22 protein-coding genes and 1 pseudogene are annotated in these 26461 nt (G+C 69.2%); 17 read left to right on the forward strand and 6 right to left on the reverse strand.

Features of this window, described 5'->3' with window-relative positions; genetic code table 11:
- The first annotated feature begins 820 nt into the window (after window positions 1–820).
- From ACZ6SD_RS19695 to ACZ6SD_RS19735, 9 genes are all read left to right on the forward strand, one after another.
- Entirely contained in the window at window positions 821–1270 is a 450-nt protein-coding gene (locus ACZ6SD_RS19695; RefSeq protein WP_465318391.1) for an RICIN domain-containing protein, read from the forward strand.
- 353 nt (window positions 1271–1623) lie between these two features.
- The gene (locus ACZ6SD_RS19700; RefSeq protein ID WP_465318392.1) at window positions 1624–2802 is read left to right on the forward strand and encodes a WXG100 family type VII secretion target; all 1179 of its coding nucleotides are present in this window, start codon (window positions 1624–1626) and stop codon (window positions 2800–2802) included.
- A 39-nt stretch (window positions 2803–2841) separates the two neighbouring features.
- Window positions 2842–3219, forward strand: coding sequence for a hypothetical protein (locus tag ACZ6SD_RS19705; protein ID WP_465318393.1), 378 nt, complete (start codon window positions 2842–2844; stop codon window positions 3217–3219).
- Window positions 3216–4046 (forward strand): ESX secretion-associated protein EspG, encoded by an 831-nt coding sequence (locus ACZ6SD_RS19710; protein ID WP_465318394.1) that lies wholly within the window; start codon window positions 3216–3218, stop codon window positions 4044–4046. Before ACZ6SD_RS19705 ends, ACZ6SD_RS19710 begins: the two co-directional genes overlap by 4 nt.
- The gene (locus tag ACZ6SD_RS19715; protein WP_465318395.1) at window positions 4043–4468 is read left to right on the forward strand and encodes a YbaB/EbfC family nucleoid-associated protein; all 426 of its coding nucleotides are present in this window, start codon (window positions 4043–4045) and stop codon (window positions 4466–4468) included. The genes ACZ6SD_RS19710 and ACZ6SD_RS19715 overlap by 4 nt, the downstream gene beginning before the upstream one ends.
- On the forward strand, window positions 4465–4770 hold the full coding sequence (locus tag ACZ6SD_RS19720) for a type VII secretion target (RefSeq protein ID WP_465318396.1): 306 nt from the start codon (window positions 4465–4467) through the stop codon (window positions 4768–4770). Before ACZ6SD_RS19715 ends, ACZ6SD_RS19720 begins: the two co-directional genes overlap by 4 nt.
- On the forward strand, window positions 4767–6242 hold the full coding sequence (locus ACZ6SD_RS19725) for a WXG100 family type VII secretion target (RefSeq protein ID WP_465318397.1): 1476 nt from the start codon (window positions 4767–4769) through the stop codon (window positions 6240–6242). The genes ACZ6SD_RS19720 and ACZ6SD_RS19725 overlap by 4 nt, the downstream gene beginning before the upstream one ends.
- Window positions 6239–7498: an amidase domain-containing protein gene (locus ACZ6SD_RS19730; protein WP_465318398.1), complete on the forward strand. Its 1260-nt coding sequence runs from the start codon at window positions 6239–6241 to the stop codon at window positions 7496–7498. The genes ACZ6SD_RS19725 and ACZ6SD_RS19730 overlap by 4 nt, the downstream gene beginning before the upstream one ends.
- 32 nt (window positions 7499–7530) lie before the next feature.
- The gene (locus ACZ6SD_RS19735) at window positions 7531–7860 is read left to right on the forward strand and encodes a hypothetical protein (protein WP_465318399.1); all 330 of its coding nucleotides are present in this window, start codon (window positions 7531–7533) and stop codon (window positions 7858–7860) included.
- Between the two features lie 7 nt (window positions 7861–7867).
- Here ACZ6SD_RS19735 and ACZ6SD_RS19740 read toward each other — a convergent pair whose 3' ends face one another.
- Complete coding sequence (locus tag ACZ6SD_RS19740) at window positions 7868–10120, reverse strand: NACHT domain-containing protein (RefSeq protein ID WP_465318400.1); 2253 nt, start codon at window positions 10118–10120, stop codon at window positions 7868–7870.
- 316 nt (window positions 10121–10436) lie between these two features.
- Between ACZ6SD_RS19740 and ACZ6SD_RS19745 the strand changes: the two are divergent.
- Both ACZ6SD_RS19745 and ACZ6SD_RS19750 read left to right on the forward strand, forming a co-directional pair.
- A pseudogene (locus ACZ6SD_RS19745) lies at window positions 10437–10673 on the forward strand (transposase); the annotation flags it as partial.
- Window positions 10674–10846: 173 nt separating this feature from the next.
- On the forward strand, window positions 10847–11377 hold the full coding sequence (locus ACZ6SD_RS19750; RefSeq protein WP_465318401.1) for a hypothetical protein: 531 nt from the start codon (window positions 10847–10849) through the stop codon (window positions 11375–11377).
- 350 nt (window positions 11378–11727) lie between these two features.
- On the opposite strand, the gene ACZ6SD_RS19755 is transcribed toward ACZ6SD_RS19750, so the two are convergent.
- Entirely contained in the window at window positions 11728–11982 is a 255-nt protein-coding gene (locus ACZ6SD_RS19755; protein WP_465318402.1) for a hypothetical protein, read from the reverse strand.
- Between the two features lie 176 nt (window positions 11983–12158).
- Between ACZ6SD_RS19755 and ACZ6SD_RS19760 the strand changes: the two genes are divergently transcribed.
- Window positions 12159–12755, forward strand: coding sequence for a helix-turn-helix domain-containing protein (locus ACZ6SD_RS19760; protein ID WP_465318403.1), 597 nt, complete (start codon window positions 12159–12161; stop codon window positions 12753–12755).
- Between the two features lie 6 nt (window positions 12756–12761).
- On the opposite strand, the gene ACZ6SD_RS19765 is transcribed toward ACZ6SD_RS19760, so the two are convergent.
- Both ACZ6SD_RS19765 and ACZ6SD_RS19770 read right to left on the reverse strand, forming a co-directional pair.
- Window positions 12762–15761: a diadenylate cyclase gene (locus tag ACZ6SD_RS19765; RefSeq protein ID WP_465318404.1), complete on the reverse strand. Its 3000-nt coding sequence runs from the start codon at window positions 15759–15761 to the stop codon at window positions 12762–12764.
- Between the two features lie 439 nt (window positions 15762–16200).
- The gene (locus ACZ6SD_RS19770; protein WP_465318405.1) at window positions 16201–18936 is read right to left on the reverse strand and encodes a tetratricopeptide repeat protein; all 2736 of its coding nucleotides are present in this window, start codon (window positions 18934–18936) and stop codon (window positions 16201–16203) included.
- 221 nt (window positions 18937–19157) lie between these two features.
- Here ACZ6SD_RS19770 and ACZ6SD_RS19775 point away from each other — a divergent pair, with 221 nt between their 5' ends.
- The 4 genes from ACZ6SD_RS19775 (at window position 19158) to ACZ6SD_RS19790 (ending at window position 23776) form a co-directional block, all read left to right on the forward strand.
- On the forward strand, window positions 19158–20402 hold the full coding sequence (locus tag ACZ6SD_RS19775; RefSeq protein ID WP_465318406.1) for a hypothetical protein: 1245 nt from the start codon (window positions 19158–19160) through the stop codon (window positions 20400–20402).
- Entirely contained in the window at window positions 20399–21943 is a 1545-nt protein-coding gene (locus tag ACZ6SD_RS19780; RefSeq protein WP_465318407.1) for a substrate-binding domain-containing protein, read from the forward strand. The genes ACZ6SD_RS19775 and ACZ6SD_RS19780 overlap by 4 nt, the downstream gene beginning before the upstream one ends.
- On the forward strand, window positions 21930–22667 hold the full coding sequence (locus ACZ6SD_RS19785; protein ID WP_465318408.1) for a hypothetical protein: 738 nt from the start codon (window positions 21930–21932) through the stop codon (window positions 22665–22667). The genes ACZ6SD_RS19780 and ACZ6SD_RS19785 overlap by 14 nt, the downstream gene beginning before the upstream one ends.
- Before the next feature lie 194 nt (window positions 22668–22861).
- Window positions 22862–23776 carry an ATP-grasp domain-containing protein gene (locus ACZ6SD_RS19790; RefSeq protein ID WP_465318409.1) on the forward strand — a complete coding sequence of 305 codons (915 nt, stop codon included), beginning with the start codon at window positions 22862–22864 and terminating at the stop codon, window positions 23774–23776.
- Window positions 23777–23977: 201 nt separating this feature from the next.
- Here ACZ6SD_RS19790 and ACZ6SD_RS19795 read toward each other — a convergent pair whose 3' ends face one another.
- On the reverse strand, window positions 23978–24592 hold the full coding sequence (locus tag ACZ6SD_RS19795; protein WP_465318410.1) for a TetR/AcrR family transcriptional regulator: 615 nt from the start codon (window positions 24590–24592) through the stop codon (window positions 23978–23980).
- Between the two features lie 343 nt (window positions 24593–24935).
- On the opposite strand from ACZ6SD_RS19795, the gene ACZ6SD_RS19800 reads away from it, so the two are divergent.
- Window positions 24936–25745 (forward strand): MFS transporter, encoded by an 810-nt coding sequence (locus ACZ6SD_RS19800; RefSeq protein WP_465318411.1) that lies wholly within the window; start codon window positions 24936–24938, stop codon window positions 25743–25745.
- 442 nt (window positions 25746–26187) lie between these two features.
- Here ACZ6SD_RS19800 and ACZ6SD_RS19805 read toward each other — a convergent pair.
- Window positions 26188–26461 (reverse strand): pentapeptide repeat-containing protein (locus ACZ6SD_RS19805; protein ID WP_465318412.1); only part of this gene is annotated, 274 nt, incomplete at its 5' end.

A 26461-nucleotide genomic window follows, 5' to 3' on the forward strand; every position in this document is an offset into this window, starting at 1 on the left:
CCGCTGTGAAGTCCCGGTTGACCGCGTCGACTTCCAGTGCGCCACGAGTCGTTATTTCGCCGATGGGGGTGGAAGTACAAGAGAAACCAGCGATGGTGTACGCGCGGCCCCTATTGCGACAGAACGCTGTGAACGGCCATGCGCGGCACAGAAAACTGAGGGCGACACACGTTCGTCTGTCGCTCTGCTGTGCGGTGGCGCTCCGCCGCGCGGCCGCAGGTTGGTGTCAATCCTGGCGCTGAGCAGGGTGACGATCCCTTGTACCGTAACGGACGCGTTGATCGCGAGCGTGCGATGGCGACACAGAGTCGCGCTCTAGCCTTGCACTCCTCAATACCCAGACAGGATCGAGCTGATGACGCTCCAGGACAACCATGAGGCCCCAGCCGGGCGGTCGCCGGAACCAGCGGGGAACAATACGGTGGTTGCCTGTGAGGTGTCTGGCCAGGTGGTGCAGGTCCGAAACAACACAGGCCGTGTCGTCATGGTTTCGCCTGCGCATCGCTCGCAATTGCTGTCTGCCACGTTGCTCCTAGTGGCCGCAATAGTCGTGGTTTCCTTCCACCCCCAGTCCGCCGGGGAGCGGGCGTCGCCTTTACCGTCGTCCGCTCCTTCGGCGCCGTCCGTCTCCCCGACCTCGTCTTTGCCGCCGACGTCGGTTGTCTCGTCGACGTCGGCTCCCGGGCCGTCGACCGCGTCGGCCTCCGCAGCCCCGACCGCGGGTGCCCCTGTTTCCGAGCAGGCCAGGCTCCAGGGGTCGCAGGCCCCGCTGATCCCGCCGTCCACGGTCGTGGCGCCGCCGCCGGTGAATCCTCAGCCCGTGCCATTCTCGGCGGGGTCGACCACGCGCCTGCAGAACGTCTCGTCCCGTCAGTGCGTCGGCGACGGCTCCGCCTATCCCCTTTTGGGAACGTGCGGTGCGGGCGACGCCTACCGGTGGACGTTGCGCCCCTCGGACGGCGGCTTCTTCGAGCTGGTCAACGGGGCGAGCGGAAAGTGCCTGTCGGCGCCAGGCGCCAGCGGCGACGCGGTCGGGCTTGGCGCCTGCGACGAGGCAGGCGGGGTCAGATATGTGCACTGGCGCGTCGGGAGCACCACCGCGGCGGGCCGAACCCTGCAGAACGTCGAGACCGGCTACTGCCTGAAGGTTGGCTCGGGGTCCAACTCGGGGTCCATGTGGTGGAGCGGCGACCAGGGGGGAACGGTGACGGTCGCCGTCTGCGACAGCGACCAGCTCCAGCAGTTGTGGAAAGACAGCGGGACGACCTAGAACCTCCGTGAGCGCGGCTGCCACCACGAGATCGTCGCCGCGCGACTCGCCGACGTCTCCCTACTCCAGAGGATGCGCCAGCCCGGACCGGCCGGTCCCTTGACGCGGGGGCGCGTGCTGGGCTGTGTGCCGCCTCCCGTTCCCGCGCGGCTGGGCCACCGCGACCAAGTGCTCGGGCGCGTCGTCTTGGCTCCCCGCCGGGAGAAGCCCGGGCCGGGCGTGGCCGGTCGGCGCCGTTCGCGCAGGTCACGGGGGCCGGACATGGATGGCCGGTCAGTGGCCTTGTGATGGCAGGTCCGGCGGTCCGAGCATCACTGGCGACCGGCTCGGATGAACTCGTGGGGAGCGTAGGGATGATCGACGACCCGTTCGCGGCGATGGCCGACACGGTCGCCGCTGGGGTGGCGGAGATGACCGATGCCGTCAGCGCGGTGTTGGCGGAGATCGATGTCGCCGGGCAGGCTGTTGTCGCCGCGCTGTCGGGCGCGTTGGCTGGGACCGAGAACCCGGATGGCGGGAGCGGCTCGACCGAGGGCGCCTCGTTCGAGCCGATGAACTGGGCGGCCTACAGCCACGACGAGCTGTACCGGATGCTGTGGGACCAGGCGGACGTCGGGGACGTCAGCGAGATCGCGGCCGAGTGGGGTCGGCACGCCGAGGCGTTGGCCGGTTACGCGCACGCGGTGCGTGGTCAACGCGACGCGCTCACCGCGAGTTGGCAGGGGGAGGCCGCCGAGCGGGCGGCCGTGCGGATCGACCAGTTGGCCGAGCTGATCGATGCCATCGGCGCGCGGGCGGGCCGGGTTCGGCAGGCCGCGCAGGATTCGGCGGACGCGCTCGCGCTGGCGCGGAACACGATGCCCGCTCCGGGCGGGCCGCAGGCGTTCACCGCGGGCCCTGGGATCCCGGCGAGCGGCGCGGGCGGGGTCCCGGGCGGGAGCGGCGGCATGGTGTTCGCGGTCGGGGCGGTGTCCACCGGCGGGACCAGCATGTTCGACGCCGACTTCCTCGCTGGCTCCGGCAGGTCGCGCGCCGAGGAGGTGATGCGCGGCTACGAGTCGAGCCTGCACGGCAGCGACGCGCTGATCGCGCCGCCGGTCCGGACCGCGGCGGGCGGCGCGGACTCGACGGACCTGGCGGGCGTGACGAGCGCGGCGGGCTTCGCGCCGGGCGGGGCCGGTCCGGCCGTGCCGGGGGGCGGTGGCGGCGTGCCGTGGTCCCAGCTGACCCACGGCGTCGCGCCGGAATCCGGTGGCGCGGCAGGCCGGGGCCCGTTGTCGCCCGACGCGGGCGGGCCCTGGCGGGGCGGCGGGCGGCAGTGGCCCGGTGCGGGCGGATTCGCGCCGCGCGCCGCGGTGCAGCAACTGCCTGGCCGAGGGCCGCAGGGCGCGGGCGGCGCGGGGCTCTCGCCCGTTCTGCCGCCGACGACGGTGTCGGCCGGGGACAAAGAGCACAAGCGGCGACAGCCGAATGTCGACAAGGGCCTGTTCGCCGACGAGCGACCGGCCAGCAAACCGATCATCGGGGAATGACCGGCGCGGCGCTGCCAGCCGAGAACACGGGGAGACGACATGCCAGACCAGGCATCGGGACGCGGCTACGCCGTCGCGCCCGAAGAATTGAAGGCGTTGGTCAAAACGCTGGGGGAGATCGCGGACGCGATGAGCGATCTGGTGGCCTCCGCCGACCGGCTCGGCCAGCGGTCGCCGCTGCTGGGCACCGCGCCGCCCGCGCTGGCGCTGGCCGACCGGCTGCGCGCCACGGCGGGTCAGGCCGGGCTCACCGGCGAGCTCGGCGCGGTCGACATCGAACTGCGCGACTACCACCGGTCGCTGGTCTCGACCCTGGCCGACTATCTCGATCTCGACCAGACGGTCGCGTCCACGATGAACACGGCGACCGCGGTGCTCGACACGGCGACGGATGTGGTCGGGGGGCTGCTCCGGTGATCGCCACCATCGAAGCGGCGGCGAGCGTCCCCCGGGACCGAACAGTCCACTTCGGACTCGCCGAACTCGATTTGCTGACCACGCACGCCGGGGTGCGGATGCCGTATCCGGTGCGGGTGCCGTGCTACGGCCGCACGGCGGCCGAACGCGCCGCGGTGCTGGCCATGGCGGGCGCGACGCTGGCCGCGCGCGGCCTCGCCGACCACGCCGGACCGACCGGCCTGGCCGCCGAGCTGGTGATCGCGCTGCGGGCCCGGCGGCGCACCGTCGACCTGGTGCTGACCGGGGGAGCCCTCGGCCCGGTCGGCGTGCTGGCGCTGCGGTGCGGGTCGGTGGCGCTGGTGTGTCGGCGACCGCTGACCCGCGACCACACCGCTCAGGTCGCGGTCACCCGGGTCGACCAGGACGAACTGGCCGACGAGCTGTTCCGGCACGTGCCGGAGCTGGCGGGCGCGGCGGTGGCGCCGATCTCGCTGGACGCCGAGGTGGTGAGCGCGGCGTCCTCGGTTGCGGGCGAGCGGGAGGACGACGCCCGGGACCGGCTGCGCGCGCTGACCAGGGCCGCGGGCGGCGACCCGGACGAGCTGGACCGGCTGGCCGCGCTGTTGCCGACGGTGACCGGTCGGGGCCAGCTCGGCGCGGCGGGCGCGGGCGGGCGAACCGAGGAGCTGTCCTGGTTGGACGGTCCGGCGGGCCGGGTTCGGGTCGACCGAGGCAAGGACGGGTGGGTGAGCGTGAACCCGTTGCACCCCAAGGATATTCACCGCTTCATTCGCCGATTGACCAGCGGTGTCGCGGAATCGGACACCGGAAAGGAACCAAGGTGAGCGCAGAACAGTGGTTGGCCGACTACCGGCGGGAGTTGGCGGGCGCCGCGGACGGCGCGGTCCGGGCCAACGCCCGGCTGCGCCAGGTGGGCGGGCACGCCATCGCCCCGCGCGGCGAGGTCGAGGCGTGGGTCGGCGTGGGCGGCGCGCTGGAGCGGCTTCGGCTGACCGCGCACGCCCGCGCGCTCGAACCGGACGCGCTGGCCAAGCTGATCGTGGCGACGGCCAAGGCGGCCCAGCGGTCGGCGGCCGGGCAGATCACCGAGATCATGACCGACTTCGTCGGGCCGGGCGCGGCGCTGGATCTGGTCAAGGCGCACCTGCCGGGCGGGGTGGACACCACGACCGCCGCCGCTCGCAGGCCCGCTGCGTCCACTATGGACGATGACGTGTACTTCGCTAACCCGGAGGTGCGGGAATGAACGGCTTCGACGTCGACGCCGACCAGTTGCGCTGGCACGCCAACACGACCGCCAGCATCGCCGACCAGCTTTCCGGGGTGTCTGACCGGGCGCCGGACCGCATGGCCGACAACGCGCTCGGCACGTTCTCCGGGCTCCTCACCACCGGACTGTCCGACGCGGTCGGCCAGTCCGGCCTCGCGATCGCCGACGTGTCCGCCGCGGTGGACACGATGAGCCTCGCCATCCGCCGCTCCGCGGAGGACTACCAGCGCACCGACGAGCACTCCGCCAGCCACCTCGCCCAGGAGTACCCAGGATGAGCACCGACAAGACAACCAGCCAGTTGCTGGCCGAGATCTCCACCCTGTCCGATTCCGTGCTCAACCGGGAGTGGTCCACCGGCGAGCTGGCGGGCCTGCCGAAACCGGATGACTTCGGCGCGCTCATCTCCTCGGCCAACCCGCTGGCGAACCTCAGCAGCGCGGGCGTCGGCATGCTGACCCCCTACGTGTCGTTCCTGGCCAAACCGCTCGACGAGTTCCGCGGCGACTCGGGCGCGGTGAGCACGCCCGCGCGCGGCATGGCGACCGCGGCCGAGCACACCCGCGTGCTTGCCGACACCTTCCGCCAGAGCATCACCACCGAGACCAGCGGGTGGACCGGCGAGGCCGCGGACAAGCACCGGATCACCAGCGCCCAGTTCGCCGACGGCATCACCGCCGTCGCCGAGGCCGCCAAGACGATCTCCAGCGCGATCGTCGGCGCGGGCGAGGAAGTGGTCAAGGCGCTCACCGAGATCACCGGGATAATCGGCACGGCGGTCAGCGAGATGATTCCGGTGATGGCAAGCGGCATCGCCCGCGCCCCCTTGACCATGGGCATGAGCATCGGCGAGGCGATCGCGGCGTGCGTGGGCATCGCCACCAAGGCGGGCGAACGGATCGCGGGCGTCATGGCGAACCTGCTGGCCAACTCCATGAACCTGATGAAGCTGGTCACCATGGTGCTGACCATCGTGCAAGCGGTCACCGAACTCCTGCAGAAGTTGGCCAAGCTGGCCGAGGGCGGCGACACCTCGGCGACCAAGGGCACGCCGACGAAAAACCTTGAGCACAGCGAGAAGACGGCCACCCAGCACGGCCTGCCGACGAGCACCCCGACGACCACGAACGCCGCCGCGTTGACCGGAGCCAGTCCGGCGGCGGCGGGCGATGCGGACTCGACGGGGGCCAACCCGGTGACGCCCGGCACGGCCGCGGCCCTTGGCACCGCCGCGAACCGGACCAGTGACACCAACCAGGCCGCGGCACTCCAGACCGGCGCGCGGACCGGCGCCCTGGCGTCCCCACTGAGCACGCCAAGCTCGACGGGTGCCACCCCGTCCGCGCCCAGCCTGTCGACCGGCGCCGCGGGCGCGGTTCCGTTCGGCGGCGCGGCCCCGGTCGCGGGCACGGCGCCGAACAGCGGCCCGTCGAGCGTCCGGGCGACCAGTCGCCTGGAACCGGACAGGTCCCTCTTCACGGCCGGACCGCACGAGACGACCGCGACCAAACAAGTCATCGGCGCCACCGCGGCCGACGCACCGCGAACCGGTGGGCAGGCCGGGCCGATGGGCATGGGCGCGGGCGCGCGGGGGGAGGGCGCCGAGGACACCGAGCACGAGTCCCGCTACCCGATCGCCGCCGACGACGCGTTCGCCGCCGACGATCACAACGGCATCGCCGCCTCCGGCGTCATCGGCGCGAGGCAGTCGCAGCGGGCGGACGCGCGACCGGGAGAGCAGGCCCCATGACCACCTACCAGCAACTGAATGACTTCGATCCCCGGTTGTTCGCGGCCGCGGCCGACGACTGGCTCAAGCTGGCCAAGGAGTCCGAAGCCGCCGCGGAGCACCTTTACGAACGTGACGGGAAAGCCCTCGCCGACAACTGGGCCGACGAGGTCGGCGAAAAGGCGCGGCAGACCATCCGCAAGGTCGCCCAGGACTTCCAGGCCGCGGGCATGTCCCTGCGCGGCGTGCTGTCCACTTTGGACGGCTTCGCCGACGCCATCGCCCTGTGCAAGCGCAATCTCGACTCCGCGGTCGACTTCGCGGTCAGGTCAGGGCTGACGGTCGACGCGGACGGACAGGTCACCGTGCCCGCGGGCACGGAAGACCAGCGGTTGGCCGAGCGGGCGCGGGAGTGCGCGGCGCTGATCGAGCACGCGCGGCGCGACGCCGACCGAATCGATGAAGAGGCCGCGGCGAGCCTGGCCAGGCTCGCCGAACCGGCGGGCATCACCCAGGTGCTCACACAGGAGCAACTCCGGGAAGTGGTGCTCAACGGGTCGGTGCGGGAGGCGACCGCCAGCACCCTGGAGATGATCAAAGAGACGATGCCGGTGGACGCCGATCCGCAGGAGCAGGCGGCGTGGTGGAATTCGCTGACGAAGGAGCAGCGGGACCAGTACATGAAGGCGGCTCCCGTCGAACTGCACGACATGGCGGGGATTCCGGACAGCGTGCGGCAGGAGCTTATCGGGAACGACGGCTTGAACCGGGTGGAAATGCTTCGCTGGGTGGCCGAGCACGGTGACACGACCCACAAGGACGTTCCCGGCATGTCCAACTGCACGAACTTTGTCTCGCACGCGATGCGCGACGGCGGCGGCCTGCCGGAGGAAGGCGACGGCCAGGGCTGGAAAAACCCCGACGACTGGTACACGAACCGGGGAGAGTCCGGCGACCGGCCTTATCTGCCCAACAACAAAGACCACTCCGAGCCGTGGGCGGCCGCGCAGAACCACCACGACTACATGCTCAGGCACGGCGGCGAAACCGTTTCGGCGGAGCAGGCGAAACCGGGCGACATCGTCTACTTCAAGGACAAGGAAAGCATTCACCACGCGGCCGTCGTCACCGCGGTCATGCCCGATGGCGAGGTCGTCTACACCCAGCACACACCGAGCCTGTCGAGCCTTGGCCTGAACGATCGGGTGCCGCACAACGACATCGCGGGCGGGTCGGACACCCCGATCATCGTCCGGCCGCATCCGGACTGGGCCTAGCCAGCCGACGACGAGGATCAGGAGACAAGCCAATGGCGCCACAAGGCGACTTCATCACCATGACCCCGGAAGCGGTGCGGCAGATCGGCGACCGGATCAGGACGGACGCGGACGCGTCGAAGAACACCGTCGACAGCCTGTTCGCCAGCACCGGGACCGCGGTGGGCGGGCATCCCGGCTGGCGGACCGCGCAAGCGCTGAAGATGTGCGGCGAGACGTGGCGGCAGGAGTTGCTAGGCCTGATCGACCAGAGCAAGCAGACCGCGGAAAGCCTGCTGTCCAGCGCGGATCGGGTGGCGGTGACCGACGACGAGGCGCGGCAGCGGTTCGGCGCGGCGCTCTCCGAGATGGCCACGAGTTGACGGCCGCTCAGGCGTCACCGGCCGCGAGGTGGGCTTGCAGGCGAGCGTGTCGGAACTGGTAGTACGGGCCCGCTTGGCGGAGCACGCCGCGTTTGCAGGCGTCCTCAAGGAACGCGACCACCGGCCAGGGCAGCCGCCCGGTCAGCGGCAGCCAGATCCGGGCGAACACCAGCCAGTGCCCCCACGGGGTCATGCCGAGCACATAACCGGCCGCGCCGCTGATCGCGCTGATCAGGCCCGCGGCGATGACGAGCGACGGTGTCCAGTCGAGTTCGAGCCCGAACGGCCGACCGGCGCCGAGCGCGTCCAACACCTCGGCGGTGGCCACGATGAACCCGGCGAACAGCGGCACGAGCACGAGCGCCGGGCCGACCAGGACCGTGCGGTTGGCGCGGATCAGGTCGGCTGGCCTGCCCGCTGAGGCCAGGTCGACCGGGGCCTCGATCATGCTGAGTATCCAGAACATGAGCGCGCCCGCAGGCGCGTAGACGAGCCCGAACATGATCGCGTCGACGGTCCAGACCACGAGCGCGGCCGCGGACCGGGACGTGACCAGCGCGAGCAGGTTGTGCGCCGTGCCAAGGCAGACGCCGAACACGAGCCCGCAGAGGACGCCGTGCCGCAGCCGGGTTTTCGTCGTCGCGCTCGGCCGCCAGCCGCCGCCGCGCACGCTGATCCGCAAGTACAGCGGCGACGGCACCCCACGGCCGATGATCAGCCGGTAGCCGAGCACCATGAACACCGCGGCGAGGAAACCGACCAGCAGACCGGAGACGAACCACGGACTGGTCCCGATCCGCACCCCGAACGCGCTCGCGGCGCCTTCCACCAGCCAGTCGACCAGGGTGGCCGTGACACCCGCGCACAGGGCGAGCACCAGGGTTCGCGGCCCTCGGCTCAGCGCGGTGCCGGACTCCCACCAGGCGAAGTCCGTGGTGTGCCGCTTGGTCAGGTGCGTGGCGAGGAACCGGAGCCAGCGGGTGGCCTGCTCGACCGACCAGCGTTGGTCCAGGCCCACGGTTCGATCGAGCGGTTGGCTCTGGTAGGCGGTGTGCACGAAGCTCGTCAGCAGATGGTCGGAAATGCTTTCCGCGGTGGGAAATTGTTCGGTGTCAAGCAGTTCGGCCGGGTCGCGGTCCGCGGTGTCGCTGTAGATGGCCCGGGCGAGGCCGACCATGAGCGGGGTGGTGAGCGCGGCGGCCAGCGGGCTGTCGGGCTGATCGGCCAGCCCGCGCAGCACCGGGTCCCATGTGGTCACCACGTCGCTGGCGGCCTTGCGCGCGGTGCGCGGCAGGTAGTCGGCGAGGTCGGCGACGGTGAGGTCGGCCAACTCGACGGCGGCGGCGCCGCGCAGCACCCGGGTGGCGGCGACCGCGTCCCGGTACTCGTCCGGTCTGCTGGTCAGCACCAGCGGCAGGGTGATCTGGTTGAGGGCGGCCAGCGCGGGCTGGTGCAGCCCGTCGGCGATCTCGTCAAACCCGTCGAGCACCGGGAGGATCCGGCCGCTCTCGATCAGCCGGGCGGCGAGCGTGGAGCCGCTGCGGCTCGGTTTGGCGAGGCCGGGGTAGTGCCGGATCAGCTGCGTGGCCAGCCACTCGTGGAAGGACGTCTTGGCCGGATGCCACGAGCTGATGCCGATGACCACCGGGACCGCGCCCGCCGCGGTGGACGGGTCGAGCAGGTCGAGGACGAGCCGGACGGCGAGCATGCTCTTGCCCGCGCCCGCCTTGCCGAGCACGACAAGCCTGCCGGACGGAACACGCCGGTAGCGGGACACGATCTGGTCGAGCGTTCCCCCGAGATCGGTCGGCGCGTCACCGTCGGTCAGCTCGGCGCCCGCCGAGCGCCAGCGCACCGGCAACGGCCCGGGATCGTGAATCCGACGCCGGATTTCCTCCTGCTGCCACCGCGCCCGCACCACGTCGGCGAGCTCATTGGCCGCTTCAAGCAACTCCCGCTCGTTCGCCGTCAGATGCCGCGCGGCCCCACCACCCGCCGTCGACGAGTCCACTGTGTCCGACTCATCGACCCGCGCCCCGAACTTACCGGCCGTGGCCAGCAGTCGCGCCTGGTCCGAGGTGCACAAATCAAGCGCGGCGGCCAGCCGACGCACGGTGCTCAACTGCGGGTTGGTGTGCGCCCCAGTCTCGAACCGCCGAATGGTGCGCACCGCGATCTCCGACCGCGCGGCCAGCTCGTCCTGGGTCAACCCAGCCTGCCTGCGAAACTCCAGGAGCAGCGCACCGAACCGCTCTGTCATCTCATGCCCCCAACCGATCGTCCTAGTCAGGTTCTACCAACCCGCACGACCGGGGACGCATCCCGGTACGCCAACCACAGGCACGACCCACACCGGCGCCCACGACCTGCCCCTACCCGGCTAGGTCGAATCGAAGCCGGACACGACACTACTGGAGGACCATCCCCCAGTCGATCGGCTGGCTGGCGATGACGACTTCTTGCCACTTTCCGGTGTCGGGCCGTAGAGCCGGTCACACCGATGGTTCTCAACCTGACAGCGGCTAGAAATCAGCAATTCAATGAACGAGAAGCCGATCGCGCAATCATCCATTGTCGACCTACGCGCCCGGGGCCGCGACCAGGGCATCGCCGTGCGCATCGCCCGCAAAGGCATCGAATCCAGCACGAAGCTCGGCAAACACCGATGGGTGATCGAAAGATCGATGGCATGGCTCTTCGGCTACCACCGGCTGAGCATCCGATACGAGCGCTACGCCAACCACTTCTGCGCCTTCCTCACCCTCGGTGCAGCGCTGACCTGCTACAAGAAACTCCGCAAAGTAGCCACATGAGACACGCCCTTAAAGGGCCAGTTGTGGGGTAGTGCCGTGTTGAACGGGATATGTGGAAGGTGGAGCACGGATCAGGGTTAGATCACGATCAGCAACCAATGAAGGGAGATGTCCGGTGCCGGATCTACACTGATAAGCCCAAATAGCCCAAACCACAACAGGTGGTGGTTACGATGCGCAAGATTTTCGCGTTCCTGTCCGGCCTGGCGCTGGCCACGGCCGGAGCGGTAACCGGGGCGGCGCCTGCCCAGGCCGCACCGGGCGATTTGACCTGTAGCCTGAACTTCGCCGCCAACTTCAGCCCGGCCCTGACCGCCACCACCCCGGACGGAATGGCCGACATCACGGCCAACCTGGTCAACTGTGTGTCCCCCAACGGCAATTACCCCGAGCTGAACAACGCCTCGGTCACCGCGCGCGGCACCGTGACCTCGCTGCCCGGCTCGCCCTGCAACCTGGCGCTGACCATCGAGGCGATGGCCAGCGTGCACTGGAATACCGGGCAGGTCAGCCGGGCCGACGCCTCGGCCAACACCAACCCGACCGAAACCGGCGTCCCGCTGGGGCTCAACGGCACATTCACGTCCGGGCCGCTGGCAGGCGACCACGTGGACGCGGTAGGGGAGGTCAACCCCAACGCCGACTGCGCGCTGGTCGGTTTGACCTCGCTGAGCGCCGCGTTCGTTCAGATCGTGATCGGGTAAAGCGGTGAGAAAGCCCCCGGGGCGGTGTGGCAAACACTGATGATCCCCGGGGGCTTCTTTCGTTCCCTTTTCGGCCGCAACCACGTCAACCTGGAAAGGGAGTGCGTCGCAGACGGTAGCCCGGGTCGCGCCTGGCACACCCGCCATCGGCGAGGGGTGCAAGGCGCGAGAAATCCGCAGTGCTTCCCGTCGAAAGCCTTGGCACGCAAGGACTTCACTTCCCAAACAGGCACTTATAAGCGGGAGGCCAGTTCAGGTAAACCGGGCACGGCCCGTGGTGGTGGTAGTCGGTCGTCTCGCCCATCTCGGGGCGAGACGAGCGTGCTTGCCCTTCTGCCGGGATCGCGCTCCTAGTGTCGTAGTCTGCTGTGGTCGGTGAAGATCGCTTCGGCGTCACGGTGGGTAAGAGATGTGGTCCCGTGTTCGATCTGCAGGTGGTCTCGGATCGTCGCCGCTGTCCAATCCGGGTGGCTGCTCATGTGTTCGATGAACAGCCGCCGCACCGCGGCGTCGGCTGGGTAGCTGTGTCGCGGAGGCTCCGGTGGTCGTTCGGCGCTCTCGATCTCGGAATAGACCCGTCTACCGGTGTCATCGTCGTACATCATCGGCATCACCCCTCGCTCTGAAGCTAGGAACGGGGGTTGACGCGCGTCCAGGACAGGTGCGGTGGCGGGCGACTGACAGGGTTGGCGTGCCCACGCCGCAACCGACCGCGGGTTTGGGGAGATGATCTCCTGGTGCGGCGGCCGGACGGCTGCCGGGGAAGGAACTCTCCGTCGCCGTGGTCGCGCCGATCCTCGTCATCGACCCGTTGCCCGTGTACCGGCGGGGAGTCGTCTCGGTCTTGACCGAGGCCGGTCACGCCGTGGAAGCGCACGCCGATCCCGTGGCGTGGGTGCGCCGATCCGGGGACGCGGTCGTGCTGCTGACCCTGCTTGCCGAGCACGACTGGGACGTGCTCCGGCGGTTGTGCGCGATGACGGGCGCCCACGTTGTGATCGCGGTGCTCGATGCCGGGGCAGCGGCGGGGGTGCGGTCGTTGCGACTGGGGGCGCGTTCGGTGGTGCCGTGCGCGGCTCCGGAGGACGTGCTGCGCCGAACGGTGGCGGCGACGATCGGCGGTCAGTCCGTCATGCCCGCCGCCGTGGCCGCCGAGTTGGTGGCGGGTGACCGCTCCGACGCTTCCCAGCCGGTCTCGGCCGAGGAAGTGATGTGGCTGCGTCAGTTGGCGGAGGGGGCGACAGTGGGTCAGGTGGCGAGCCGATCCGGATATTCCGAGCGGGCCATGTTCCGGTTGCTGCGCGGGGTGTACCGCCGGATGGGAGTCCAGACCAGACTTGAGGCGATCATGCTGGCGCGGGAGTCCGCGTGGTTCTGACGGTGGTCACAAGGCGTCGAGCGCGGGCCGCAGCACCTCCGGTCGGCCGAGTTTTTCGATCAGGTACCGCAACCGGCCGACGAAACCAGGTAGCGGCGGCATGTCTGGGCGGAGCCCGGCTTGGAACGCCACGACGGCGTCGGCCGAGCCATTCGGGGAGTCGAGGTTGAGGCCGCACAACGCGTAGCCTTGGAGGAGTCGCGCGGCGAAGTCCTCTCCGTCCAGTTTGACCCGGTTGCCGGACTCCTCGTGAAGCATTTTGAATTGCTCCCTCGCCTCTTGGGTATCACCTGTCAGCTGGGCGGTCAACGCCCTGAGGGCCAGGACTATGAGCGATCGGTGCCTTCGCCGCGACGGCCAAGCCAGCCCGATTTCCTTCCTGGCTTCGGCATGCTGGCCTTCCTCCAGATACACCAGGCACAGGCTGATTCGAGCCTGCGCCAACACCACCGGATCCCGTTGTTCCAGTGCCAGATCGATGGCTTCAAGCGCGGCGCTCCGCGCGGCGTTCCGGTCGTCGCGGTACAGCATGACGTCGGCCTTGCCGTCGAGAACGGTCGCCCGCAACGGGTTGAGCGGATGCTGCTTGGCGGTGCTGTCGGCCATGCCCAGGAAGTGCCACGCCCGTTCGTTGTTCCCCAGTTCGCCGTGCCACCGGGCGAGCCTGAGCGCGACGGAAACGGCGGTCGACAAGAGCTCGGGGGAATCGCATTCGTCCTGAAAGTCCGGTCGCTCCCGGACCTTCAGGGCGTTCTCGGCGGCGTTCATGGCCAATGCGTATCGGCCCCGGCGGCGGTGACAGACGGCGATGCCCTCCCAGGCCGTCATGAGTGTCGACGGGCTCCGGTGCTCTTCGGCCCCCTCCCGGCCCAGATCGTAGTATTCGAGCGCCATGGTCGTGTCGTGGCGCTCCCATTCCAGGCTGCCGAGATTGTTGTGGATTTTGGCTAGGCTGAGTCCATCTCCGGCGTCGAAGGTTAGATCTTTCGCTTTCTTCAGGGCGTTCCACGCGTCGTCGTATCGTTGGGCGGACAGGTAGATGTTGGCTAGCGCGTTCAGGTTCGCCTTGCGTAGATGGTCGTCATCCAACGAGCTCAACAGCCGTTCACGGCTGTCGAGTAGCAGGTGTTCCCCGTTCCACTCGCGGATCACCTTGTTGATCGACTCCACCACCTCGTACGCGGAACTGGGCGCGTCGGCCCGCAGTAGCGCCTCTAGCGATGCGAAATGCGCGCGGAGCTCGTGCACATCGCGCGGGACAGCTACGAACTGGGACTTGAGGGACTGCGCGGCACGGAAGTACAAACTTCGCACCGAGGGCGGTTCCTCTTCCCCCGGGATTTTTTCCTCGCTCCGCAGAACTGTTTGAGCGTCTCCGTCGGGCAGGAAATACTGCCCGCTTGCCGCGCGGTAGACGATCCGGTGGCGCGCCAGTGTCGACAACGCTTGGTCGACCTCGCCTGCCATCGCCTTGTCGACCAGTTCGGCGACCAGATGACTGGGCACTGGTGTGCCGAAGGCAGCTAACGCGCGCAGCACGGCTCGAAGCGTCGGGGTCAGGCGGGCGATCAGGAGGTGCATGAGTTCACCGTGCACTCTCTTGGAGCTGATTCCGCGCAGGTGGTCGGCCAACGTCGCCAGGTCGAGTGCGGTGTCGGCGATGGCCACCACGGCGTAGGCGAGCTCGCCGAGCCGCGGATTGCCCTGCAACCGCTCGTCCAAGTCCACCCTGTTCCGCTCGGACAGGCGATCAAGGTCCCATCGGTCGGCTGGACCGAGGGTGCTGAGATATTCGAGGAAGTGCTTCCTGGGCAGTCTGCGCACAGTGATCTGCCGCTCTGAGGCGGACCATGTGCCGCCGGTCGGGGAGACCGGATCGGCCTGAGTGACCAGGAGGACGGTCAGCCGGTGCTCCGAGGAGTCGACCACCATCTCCAGCGCCTCGTCCAAATCCGGGTCCATCAGGTGGTTCGTCTGGGGGGCCAGCAGGTGTTCGGCGGAGTCGACCATGACCACCACGGGTGTCGAGCCCAGGCGCCGCAGCGCCGTCTGCAGCCGGACGAGCGAGGACTTACCGGAGTTGCGCGACGGGTCAGGGCCGCCCTCCACATAGTCGATGAACGTGGCGACATCCAGCCGGGTCGCGGAGTCCGCGCGGTGCCGGGCGATTCGGACCCCGTTCTCCCGCAGGTTGTCCAACGCCACGTCCACGATGCGGGATTTGCCGATGCCCCTGGTGCCTCGCAGCACCGCGACACCCCACGGCCCGTTGACGATCCGGTTCTGGAGGTCGTGGACGTCCTCCGTGCGGTCGATCATTCGGGGCGGCTGGTAGTGGATATCGCCGTGGACCCCGGGGAGCCTCCTGGAGGTGACCGCTCGCACTTCCACGATAGTGGACCTCGGCGAACGTTTGGACGAGCTGTTCCTGATGAAATCCAGCCTCATACGGTAATGTTCACCGTCCGGGCCTAGCTCGATGAGGTATGCGTCCAGATCGGCCATCACGTGGGTCGGTTCGGATGATCTTTCCTCTGCGATGTCAAGCGTCGACAGGCGCGATTCAGTCCGTTTGACCAACTCGTCGTACGGGCGAAGTGTGTACTCTCTCTTGCCGAAGAACAAGGTGATCTCGTTGCGCTGGGCGCTGACGACAACGACCGCGTGCCCGGTCTCCACGGCGAACCGCTTGGCGTTTTGGTGCCTGGTCCCGCCGTCAGTTGTCGGCCCGCTCTGGGTTGGGCGCAAAACTGTTTTCATCCGGATAACGTGGGTCAAATCCTGGTTTAGGATAATTGCCCCGGGGTGCTGCGCGTAGTCGCGGATCGTGGACGATGTGATTTTATCTTCAATATCTTGGCCGCCGTCGAACAGTGTCTTATGGCAGTGTTCGCAACCCAGTACCACGATGGTACCTTGCCCATTTTTTCGGACTTGTTCGAGTCCCTTCCTAAGTTGCTGTCCGAAAGCGAGAACGGTGAGCAGTTGCTCGAGATAGTCGACCATCTAAACTCCGTCAGCATCGGCGTTCAGGTCCTGGTCCGCGGACGCGGAGAACCACGCTAGCCGATCGACGCGGCTCATGGGTGCCCAACGTCGTCCTCGTCGCACATCCCCGCCCCAGAATGTGGCCGGGTGACCAGGCCACCACGTCCCCTTCTCGGCACAGTGCGGGGACGTGCGCGGCCAGGGCGGGGGCGCGCCGAGGTCACAGCGTGCGACTGCGACCGGGTTGGTCGCGGTAGTCGAGGCCACGCGGAACGGCCACGATCCAGGTTCGACAGCGTGCGGCCATCGGATGATCCGACTTCGCGGCATCTCCAAGCGCGGCCGACACAGGCTCTCAACCGAATCTTTCCCGCCGGGGAGTTCGACAAGCCTGGCCGGGGCGGGCCGGGCGACCGGGAATGCCGGGGGAGAAGACCCACAGCCTGGGCTAGTGGTGTCACCCAGTCATGTCCGCGTTTGGTGTGAACTCGGCAAGCCAATCATGCAGCCTGCGGGTGTTCGGGTCGTCCGGTGGGAAAAGATCGAGGGCGGCGCGCATGGTCGCGAGGCCGATCTCGACGTCACCCGACAGGCATTGGGCATACCCCATGTCGCTGAGGGTGAGAGCTTGGCCGTAGCGGTCATCCATTTCGACGCGTTCATCCAGGGCCTGTCGGTACAACCCCAGTGCCATATCCAACCTGCCTGCGTCACGGTGGATATTGGCCGCGTTGGTCTTGGCCCAGGCCGCGCCGCGGCGGTAGCCGATTTCATCGAAGGCGACCAGCGCGCGGGTGGAGTGGTCCAACGCCTCGTCCAATCGGCCCGCGGCTCGGTGGATTCCGCTGAGATTGTTGTGGATGACGCCCTGTTCCTGGCGGTCGGCGCTCCGCTCGGCCACGTGGAGCGCGCGTTGGCACAGCGCCACGGCCTCGTCGTACCGGCCGCCTTCCCGACATGCCTGCGCGTAGCGGCTGGCGACCCACGCCACCCCTGGGTCGAACGCCAAGTCGGCCCAGATGGACAACGCTTCCTGGAAGCATTCCTCAGCGCGCTCGTGGTCCTGCCGCTCGCGGTGCGCGATACCGAGCCTGCTCAGCATCGTCGCGACGCCATGGCGGTCCCCGACGGCGCGCGCGGACGCCAGGCCGGTGACGTGGGTGCCGACCCAGTCTCCCCACGCCTTCGTGCGGTAGAAGTACTCGAACAACCTGGCGGACAAGCGCCATGCCAAGTCGTGGTGGCCCCACTCGGCGGCTTGGTGCACGCAGGCGACCAGGTTGGTCTGCTCCGCGCGCAGCCACGCCATCGCCGTTGTCGCGTCGGGGAACTCCATGCCCGAACCCGTGGTCGCCGGGACCTCCGGGTGCCGCACGTCGAGAAGCCGGTCGGCGTTCACCGCGCTGGCCAGGTACCACGTGATCACCGCGCGGACCGCGGTGTTCCGGGCGGCGCTCGATTCCTCGGCGTTGACCCGCTCGACGGCGAAGTGTCGCAGCATGTCGTGCGTCCGGTACCGGCCAGACTCCACAAGTTCGACCAGGTTGACCTGGTGCAACATGGTCAACACCCGGCGCGCCTCGGCCGTGCCCAGGCTCGACAGCGCCCCGGCGGCCTCCGCGCGGACGGTCGTCCCCGCGAACAGGCCGAGCCTGCGGAAGGTGCGAGCCTGCTCGGCAGTGAGGTGCCGGTATGACGCGGCGAAGATCGGGCGCAGCGCGGAGGTCGGATCGTCGGTCTCGAACAGGTCCAGCGCGTTGTCCGTGCGTAGTTCCGCGATGAACTCGGCGACATCGGCGTACTCGCCGCGCGCCAGGCGCTCCCCGGCGATCCGCAGCGCGAGCGGCAGGTGCCCGCACAACCTGGCCAGTTCGGCGACCTCGGGCTCGGCTGACTGACCAGCGCCCATGACCTGGCCGAGCAGGGCGGCGGCCTCGTGCGGCGGCAGCGGGTCGAGGTTGATGATCCGAGCCCCCTCTCTGCTGACCAGTCCGCGCAAACCGGTTCGGCTGGTGACGACGACCGCGTTGCGACCGCTGGGCAGCAGTGGCCGCACCTGTTCGACGTCCTTCGCGTCGTCCAGCACGACGAGCATCCGACGGTCGCGCATGGCCGAGCGGTACAACGCGATCCTGGCCTCCAGGGAGTTCCCCGCCGCTTTGTCGGCCAAGCCAAGTGCGGCAAGAAACGCGTCGATGACCTCGCCCGGCTCGGCCTTGCGGCCGGTCGGGTGGAACCCGCGCAGGTCGGCGAAGAGAACGCCATCGGGGAACTGGTCTTCGTGCGTGGTGGCCCAACGCACGACGACGGCGGTCTTGCCGACGCCGGGGGAGCCGACCACGCAGTGGACCTCGGGGACGTCGGCGGCGGCCATCTCGGTCAGGCGCTCAAGGGCCGCGGCCTGGTTCACCAGGTCCCGGGCGGTGAAAGGGAGCTGACGAGGGGTGGGCAGGGGAGGCGCCGGGGGCGGCAACAGCAGCGACGTGATCGTGCCTGCCCGCACAACCGTGCGCGCGGAACCGGACATCTGGTTGCGCACGCCCTGGCCGACCGGGATGGCAGGCGCCACGTCGACGCCCGCGGTTTCGGTCGTGCGTGACACCAACATCCGGAACTCGGCGCGCAGCATTCGAGCGGAGTCGCCGAGCTCGTCGAGGTGTCCGCTCAACTCGGCCGCGAAAGTGGCACGGTCAACGATGCTGTGGTCCCACGTCGACCACATGCTGCGGACCAGCCTCATCCCCACCTCGACCTCCTGTCGCACCTCGGCGAGGTCGCGGAGTGGGTAGCGCTGGCCGTCGAGGAACAGCGTGACGGTGCGCCGTTCCTCGCTCACCACCGCGACTGGGTGGCCGGACTGCGCCGCGAACCGCTCGGCGGCGGCGTGCCTGGTTCCTCGCGCCGACGTCGGTGTCGGCAGTGGTTCAAGGCGGGTGTGCTTGCGGACGATCCAGTTCCAGTCCGGGCTGATGACCGTGGCGCCGTCGTCGCGAGCGATACGCAGGATCGCGTCATCGGTGACGGGCTGGTTGGCGGTATCACCCTCGCCGAGGATCGACTCGTGACAGTCGCCGCACCCGAGAACCACGATCGCGCCTAGGCCATGTCTGCGAACCAGTTCGAGGCCGTCGCGAATCGGGAGGCCGAAGGCCAGCTTCGCGCGGATCTCCCCGGGCGGCTCGTTCCTTACCATGTGCCCTCCGCGCCGTTCGCACTGATCATCGCGATCACTTTCCCATGCGGTGAATCTCGGCTGCCCGCGCGATCGGCATCACCGCCCCGCTTCGCGCCGACTCTCCGGGCGGAAGTTGGCAAGTTTTCGTTCATTTTGGCTGCTAACGGTTTTCGGAGGGGAACGATCACCACGGTGAGCGAACGTTCGGCGACGGGTGACGCACCAGAGGGGCGCGGACGATGGGTGTTGAGGGCTCCGTCCCGGAGCCGGTGCTGCGCGTGCGTCGACCGGTGCCGCTGCTGCGCAGGCGGGTGTTCCGCCGGGTGGTGGCGCCCTGCGCCGTGGTGGTGGTCGTCGGGCTGCTGGTCCTGGTGCCCAACAACGCCGTCTTCCTGGCGGCTGAGCGGTTGTGGGTGGTGGAGGGCAACGTCGGGTCGAAGCGGGTGCTGTTTGACGATCCGGTTATCCAGGACCGCTTGTTGCGCGAGCATATGCGGGTGCGGGTGAGCAGCAAGGGCTCGCGCGCGGGCGTCACCGCCAACCTCGACGGCGTCGATTTCGTCTATCCGTCCGGGCAGCCCGCCAAGGAGATGGTGAACAGGCGCGACGGCGCGCGCGAGCACCGGTTGCTGTTCACCAGCCCGATCGCGATCGGCACCTTCCGCGAGTTCGTGCCCGCCCTGGAGAACGCGGGGGTGCTCTCGCGGCAGCCGCTCGCCCAGGACGGCAAGCCCGGCGCTATTCGCGACGAGGGTGAGCCGATGTTCTACCAGCTCGACCTCTACCGCTTCCTTGACTTGCTGCACAGCGGAAAGACGTGGTCGGAGCTGGATCCGGGGCTGCGCAACACCAATCCGGTTCTCCCGCAGAGCTCGGACCTGTGCGACGCCAACCATGCCGTGACCTACCTCGGGCTGCTGGCCTTCGCCGAGAACCGCGACAGCGCGGGGCGGGGGCGGCCGGTGGTCACGACGGAGGAGGCCACCGCGGTGGCCAAGCGGATCAAGCCGATTTTCAACAACCGGGGCATGTCGGCGCAGTCGCCGCACGAGCTGTATTTCGTGGCGGAGGGCAAGCAGTGGCCGCTCGTCGTCATGTACGAGCACCAGTTCCTGGCCTACCAGGTCGACCAGGCCGAGCAGGGCGGCGTGGACCGTGAGCGCGTGCTGCTCTATCCCGAGCCCAACTTCCTCACCCAGCCGGTCATGGTCTCGCTGACCGAACGGGGGCATCGGCTCGGCGAGGTGATCGACCGGGACATCGAGATCCATCGGCGCGCCCTTGAGCTCGGCTTCCGGGTCGTCGCCGACGGCGGGGCCTTCGGGAGCAAGGCGCTTGAGGGCTACCTCGACGGGAAGCAGGTGCCCGCACCGATTTTTCCCGCTGATGTGACGCCTGCCCAGCTGCCCGACACCACCCTGCTGGAGACCATGATCGGCCAGGTGCTCCAGGGCATCCGGACCTGCCCGGAGCCGCCCCGATGACCCGCAGGCTGGCGGCTTTGCTCGCCGTGCTCATCCTGGTGGCCACCGGGTGCACAGCGGGCGACGGCCCGATTCGGCTGCGCGTGCTGGCCAGCGCCGACCTGGAGGACCTCGCGCCGCTGTTCGCCGACATGGGTGCCAAGGCCGACGTCGAGTTCGAGGTCACCTACCGGGGCACCGTCGAGGCCAGCGACGCGATCGCCGAGGGCGGCGCCGAGGGCTACGACCTCGCCTGGCTCTCGTCCGACCGCTACCTGGCCCTGCGGTTGCGCGACCAGCGTCCGCCGCGGCCCGCGCCGGAGCGGGCCCCGATCATGACCTCACCGGTGGTCGTCGGTGTCACCCCGGAAGTCGCCGACGAGCTGACCGCGTCCGGACCGGACGTCACCTGGGCCCAGATCGCCGATTTGGCGGCGTCCGGCCGGTTCCACTTCGCCATGGGCGATCCCCGCAACAGCGGCAGCGGCCTGTCCGCACTGGTGGGGGTGGCGACAGCGGCGGCGGGCACCGGCCGCGCCCTGCGGCCGGAGGACGTGCGCTGCGACCGCCTGGCCGGCTTCCGCACGGGATACCAGGGCGTGAGCGACAACGCCGCGGCCGCGGCGCGGGAGTTCGTCGCGGCGCAGGACCGGCTCAACGGGCTGATCACCTACGAGTCGACTCTGCTCACCCTCAACGACCAGAACCGGCTCGACCGGCCCCTGCGGATCGTGTACCCGACCGACGGGATCGTGCTGGCCGACTACCCGCTCCTGCTGCTCGACGGCGCCAAGAAGGCCGCGTACGAGAAGGTGTCGACCTGGCTGCGCGCCCCCGAGGCGCAGCGGCTGATCATGGACAGCACGGCCCGGCGGCCGATCAACCCCGACATCCCGCGCGCCGATCGGCTGTCCCCGCCCATCGGCAACGCCCTGCCCTATCCGGACGACTACGCGGTGATCACCAGGCTGCTCGACGACTTCGGCGCCACCGGAGCCGGGCCGCCCGGCCGGACCCATGTGGTGTTCGCGCTCGACTACTCCGGCTCGATGCGGGGGAGCGGGATCGCGGAACTGCGGGCGGCTTTCGCCGAGATGACCGGGCAGACCGGCTCCGGCTTCACCCGGTTCTACCTCGGCGAACGGTTCACCGTGCTGCGATTCGCGGGCGACATCCTGGAGCGGCGTGATTTCACCGTGAACAGCGAGCAGGACTTGGCCGCGCTGCGCGAGATGGTCGCCACCGAGCAGTTCGGGGACAGCACGGCTCTCTGGTCGGCCGCGGCGGCCGCTTTCGAGGTCGCCGCCGAGGTGCGCGCGGCTGAGCCGTCGACTCGGGTCGCGGTGGTGCTGATGACCGATGGCCGCAAGAACGCGGGCCTGTCGTCGGCCGAGTTCCTCAGCGGCCTCGCCACGCGGGCGCCGCTGTTCGCGATCCGCTTCGGCGACGCCGACCCGACCGAACTGCGCGAGGTGGCCGAGCAGACCCAGGGTGGCGCGCTGATCGATGGCACCAGCCAGTCGCTGGCCGAGGCGTTCAAGGAGACCCGTGGGTGTTTTTGACGAGAAGTGGCTGGCCTACTGGTTGCCGGAGCTCGTGGTCATGGCGGTCACTTGGGCGTTCGGCATCGCGCTGGTCGTCGTGCTGTGGCGCCACCGCGGGCAGCGGCACATCAGCGGTCGCAGGCTGCGCCGCGGCGTGCCGGTGTACCTCGACAAGAAGTTCGTCCGGGACCTGCGCGACCACGACGAGGAGGAGGTCGAGGAAGTCGAGGCGGGCACCAAGGAGGACACCGGCAGCCTGGGCGCCAAGCTCCTGAACGTGGGACGGAAAGCGTCGGTCACCAAGGAGATCCGCCGCAAGGTGCGCACGGCGCAGGAGCCCATCGCCCAGATCGGCGGCATCCTTGAGGTGCTCGACCGCGCCGACGAGATCGTCCAGGTCGACCTGCCCGCCCAGGAGGTCCACGCCAGCACCGCCCTGTCCACCAGCCTCAACGTCGATGACAGCCACCACCTCCCCGAATCGGTCGGCCTCCTCGGCGTGGGCGGGTTCATCCTGCTGCACGGCGTGTTCCGGGTGATCGAGCAGACCGAAGGCCGGATCACCCTCGCCGCGTCCTACGGTTCAGTGACCGACGGCCCCCAAGTCGTCATCGCCTGCGCGCGGGAGCACATGCTCCGCGACCTGACCGGAACGATGAAAGGCCGCTGCTTCGGCTGGGTCGACGGATGGGACCCGACCACCGGCCGCCTTGCCTTCCACCCCGTCGCCCTCTTCCGCTGACCGGACCTCGATCCGGTGCGGTTCCCGGTCGAGCAGGAGACTGGAGTCGAGGTCAAGGAGCACTGACCTGGGTGTCGTCGGTCGAAGCCGATCCACGGGCAAGAACGATTTGCCGTAAGCGGTCGGCGGGCGGGATGGTGGGGTGGCCGCCGCGCGGATGTGTGCTGGTGGCGTCTACCGAAACGAGAGCTGACATGGCCACGAGCCGGATTGTGTTGATCACCGATCACAGCTCCACCGAAGGGAGCCGTGCCACCCTGGTCACGGCGGTCGAGACCCTCACCGGCGAGAGCCCGGTGCTCTTCGACGCCCGCGACTTCCTCAGCGGCGGCGGGGTGAGCCGCGCGGGCGGGTCGCTGCGGCTGGCGGCCGGGAGTGTCGTGGTGACGCCGTCGGTGGTGCTTGTCTACGAGATCGCACCCGCCCTGCGCCGGGATTTCGCGGCTGTCCAGCGCTCGCTGCGCGAGCACGGCGCCCGCTCGCTCGGCACTGACGCCGAGGCGTGGCGGGTGGCCACGGAGAAAGACCGCACGGTGGAGCGGTTCGTCTCCGATGGGATTCGGCACATGGAGACCATCGCCCTGTCCCGCCCGACCCAGGCGCGGGCGATCGAGGCGTTCCTGGCTCTCGGCGGCGACGTTTGGGCGCGCCCCACGGTAGGCATGGGCGGCGCCGACGTCTTCCACGTCACCACCCCGGCCCAACTGCGCGCCGCGGCCCGCTATTACGCCGAGTCCAACCTGAGTTGGCTGATCGCCCGTGACGCGAACAACTTCACCCCCGACGGCCGCCGCGACCAGTACCGCGTCGTGGTCCTCGACGGCCGTGTCATCCGCGCCTGCCACCACGTCCAGGCTGATCCTGACGCCCCGTGCAACGAGGGCCAGGGCGCGGTCTCAACCGTCCTCGACGTCGACACCCTCCCCACCGATCTGGCCGACTTGGCGATCGCCGCGACCAAGTCCGTCGGCTTGCCCTTCTCCGGCGTCGATCTCGCCACGGCGGGCGAGGGCGTGGTCTTCGAGGTCAACGTGCACCCGATGTTCGGGACGGGCGGCTTGGAGTCAGTGGCGATCCCGTATGTCCAGGCCCATCTGGCCATGCTGTAGCCACCCTGCCGCACACGGTCGCGGGAGCCCGTCCGGCAACGGCCGGGCCCCGCTGGCTGGTCCACCGCACCCGACCTGCGCGGCAGCAGGGAAGCCGCCCACAACCGACACCTTCAACGGCACGCCCGACAGCCACGTGACCCAAGCCCGGCAGCGTTCACGTGCGCCAAGCCGTCGTGCGGGCGCCATCCACTTCACGGCTCATGGACGGCTTGTCGCCAGGGACTCCTGGACCGGCAGGGCAGTGAGCGCCAAGTCCACCATCGCGGTCAGGGACTCGCGCGTGGCCGCGCTCCGAGCCTGCACGGCGATCCCGTGCTGGACGGTGACCACGTAGGTGGCGAGCGCTTCCACGTCCGTGTCTCCCCGCAGGTCACCCGAGACGACAGCGGTGTGGAACCGGTCACGCAGCCGGATCCGGTCCGACGCCCGGATTTCGGCCAGCCGCGCGCGCACGGCCTCGCCCTCCGCCGAGCAGCTGAGGGCCCCGTGGATGATGAGGCAGCCGTGCGGGGTGGCGGCGCCGGTGGTGGCCTCGACCGAGCCGCGCCAGACGGCGGCGGCGACCTCCCGGGCGGTGGGGAGGGCGATGGCCTCGGTGATGTAGGTGGCGACGGTTTCGCCGTAGCGGAGCAGGACGCGGTCGAAGAGGTCTTCCTTGCTACCGAAGGCCTGGTAGAAGCTGCCGCGGCGGATGTTCATGGCCTCGGTGAGGTCGGCGAGCGAGGTGCCCTCGTAGCCGTGTTCCCAGAACAGGGCGAGCGCGGCGTCGACGGCGGCCTCCACATCGAAAGCCCTCGGGCGCCCCTTCGGCACGGCGGTCCTCCTTCGCTCCCCCGAAGCTCCGGCGGCTCCCTGACCCTGCTCGAGGTATTGGCGCGCCGCCCGCCGCGGCGCGCGCGAGGACGAGGACCGCTACCTGCTCGACGGCGAGCTGGAAATCCGCTCGGCCGACTTCGTCTTCATTCCCCGCACCGTGAACGGGTTCCGTGGCACCCGACTGCGCCCGCGCGGCTGCCATGGCTGTTCGCGCCGGGTGGGTTCGAGTGCTTCTTCACCGAGGCGGGCGTGCCGCTGAGCCCGGTGGGCAGGCGCCTCCGCTCAACCTCGGCCGACAACCCACGCGCGACCACACCCGCTACGACACCTGAGGAAGTCGATGCCACTCGCCGTTTATGTTCTGGGGCTGGGGATTTTCGCCCTGGTCACCAGCGAGCTACAGGTCGCGGGCATGATGCCGGAGATGGCCAGGGGGCTGGACGTCTCCGTGCCCGAGATCGGGTACCTGATCTCCCTCTACGCCCTCGCCATGGCGATCGGCGGCCCCGTTCTCACCGCCTCGCTGCTCAAGCTGCCCAAGCGCTCGGCGCTCATGGTGCTGTTCGCCGCGTTCATCGTCGGCGAGGTGCTCGCCGCGGTGTCAACCGGCTACGGGCTGGTGCTCGTCGCCCGGTTGATCACCGGCGCGGTGTCCGGGGCCTTCTTCGGCGTCGCCATCGCGATCGCCATCGAGATCTTCAGGCCGGAGGTCACCGCCCGGGCTGTGTCGGTTGTGCTGTCCGGGCTGATGGCGGGCACCGTGCTCGGCCTGCCCGCGGTCAGGTGGATCGGCCCGATGTTCGGCTGGCAGGCCAGCTTCTGGACCGTCGCGGTGCTCGCGGCGGTGGTCGGCGTGATCACCGCGGTGACCGTGCCCAAGCTGGAGGGTGAAGGGGCCACCACCGTGCGCGGCGAGGTGGCGGGTCTCAAGAGTTGGAAGCTGTGGGCCTGCTTTTCCACCTCGATGCTGGTCATCGGCGCGACCTACGCGGGGTTCAGCTATGGCCTGCGCGCCCCGCTGTGGATCGGCGCGGGCATGGCCGTCCTCGGCTTCCTGACGCTGCTGCCCGACGTGGTGCGCGGCGCACGCAACCAGGCGACCGTTGAGCCTCACCCGACCACCGACGCGCAGACCGTGGAGACCAAGTGAGCCAGTCGCAGGGCAAGGTCGCCCTCGTCACCGGGGGTAACAGGGCCATCGGCGCGGCGTGGCGCGCGGCTTGGCCGGGACCGACGTCGTCGTCACTTACGTGCGGACAAAGAGGCATCACACCGCTGACCGGCAGCATCGCGACCATGCTGCGCACCTGGCTGGCCGAACGCGCGGGCCGGTGTTCCCGCCCACCGCGGCTCAGCCGGGCCGCCCTGCGACGATGCCTCGCATGGTCATACCGGGGCCCGATCGTGTCGCGTGCTGGGTGGTCCACGAAAGCGTTGCCACCACACAGATCGATCCACTACCAGCTCACCGACACGATCATGGCCTTCCTCCACAACCTGTGCCCATGCTCCCCATTGGCCGTTCAATCAGACCACTGGCCTCGGTGCGGCATATCGGTGGATCCACATAGGACCAGCGGGCTAGCTCGGTTTCACCACCAGGCGCCTACCGTCGCGGAGTCCTTTACCGCGCGGTCGGTTTTGGTGTCTCGGTTGTGTGTGGCGTTGGTGAGGTTGGCGCCGGAGAAGTCGGCGTGGCCGAGGTCGGCGTAGTTGAAGTCGGCTCCGATCATGGTTGAGCCGGAGAAGTCCGTGCTGTTGAGTGTGGCGTTGTCGAGTCTGGCTCGGGTGAAGTCGGTGTTCTCGGCGAAGACGAAAGCGTCCAGGTGTGCTCGGTAGAGGGATGCGTCGATCAGGGTGGCGTTG

The organism is Actinokineospora sp. NPDC051303, from assembly GCF_055586285.1.

Excerpts from the sequence above, each read along its gene's own strand:
- ACZ6SD_RS19700 (WP_465318392.1), top strand. The coding sequence starts at position 1,624 with ATGATCGACGACCCGTTCGCGGCGATGGCCGACACGGTCGCCGCTGGG.
- ACZ6SD_RS19705 (WP_465318393.1), top strand. The coding sequence starts at position 2,842 with ATGCCAGACCAGGCATCGGGACGCGGCTACGCCGTCGCGCCCGAAGAA.
- ACZ6SD_RS19720 (WP_465318396.1), top strand. The coding sequence starts at position 4,465 with ATGAACGGCTTCGACGTCGACGCCGACCAGTTGCGCTGGCACGCCAAC.
- ACZ6SD_RS19725 (WP_465318397.1), top strand. The coding sequence starts at position 4,767 with ATGAGCACCGACAAGACAACCAGCCAGTTGCTGGCCGAGATCTCCACC.
- ACZ6SD_RS19730 (WP_465318398.1), top strand. The coding sequence starts at position 6,239 with ATGACCACCTACCAGCAACTGAATGACTTCGATCCCCGGTTGTTCGCG.
- ACZ6SD_RS19735 (WP_465318399.1), top strand. The coding sequence starts at position 7,531 with ATGGCGCCACAAGGCGACTTCATCACCATGACCCCGGAAGCGGTGCGG.
- ACZ6SD_RS19740 (WP_465318400.1), bottom strand. The coding sequence starts at position 10,120 with ATGACAGAGCGGTTCGGTGCGCTGCTCCTGGAGTTTCGCAGGCAGGCT.
- ACZ6SD_RS19750 (WP_465318401.1), top strand. The coding sequence starts at position 10,847 with ATGCGCAAGATTTTCGCGTTCCTGTCCGGCCTGGCGCTGGCCACGGCC.
- ACZ6SD_RS19755 (WP_465318402.1), bottom strand. The coding sequence starts at position 11,982 with ATGATGTACGACGATGACACCGGTAGACGGGTCTATTCCGAGATCGAG.
- ACZ6SD_RS19765 (WP_465318404.1), bottom strand. The coding sequence starts at position 15,761 with ATGGTCGACTATCTCGAGCAACTGCTCACCGTTCTCGCTTTCGGACAG.
- ACZ6SD_RS19770 (WP_465318405.1), bottom strand. The coding sequence starts at position 18,936 with ATGGTAAGGAACGAGCCGCCCGGGGAGATCCGCGCGAAGCTGGCCTTC.
- ACZ6SD_RS19775 (WP_465318406.1), top strand. The coding sequence starts at position 19,158 with ATGGGTGTTGAGGGCTCCGTCCCGGAGCCGGTGCTGCGCGTGCGTCGA.
- ACZ6SD_RS19780 (WP_465318407.1), top strand. The coding sequence starts at position 20,399 with ATGACCCGCAGGCTGGCGGCTTTGCTCGCCGTGCTCATCCTGGTGGCC.
- ACZ6SD_RS19790 (WP_465318409.1), top strand. The coding sequence starts at position 22,862 with ATGGCCACGAGCCGGATTGTGTTGATCACCGATCACAGCTCCACCGAA.
- ACZ6SD_RS19800 (WP_465318411.1), top strand. The coding sequence starts at position 24,936 with ATGCCACTCGCCGTTTATGTTCTGGGGCTGGGGATTTTCGCCCTGGTC.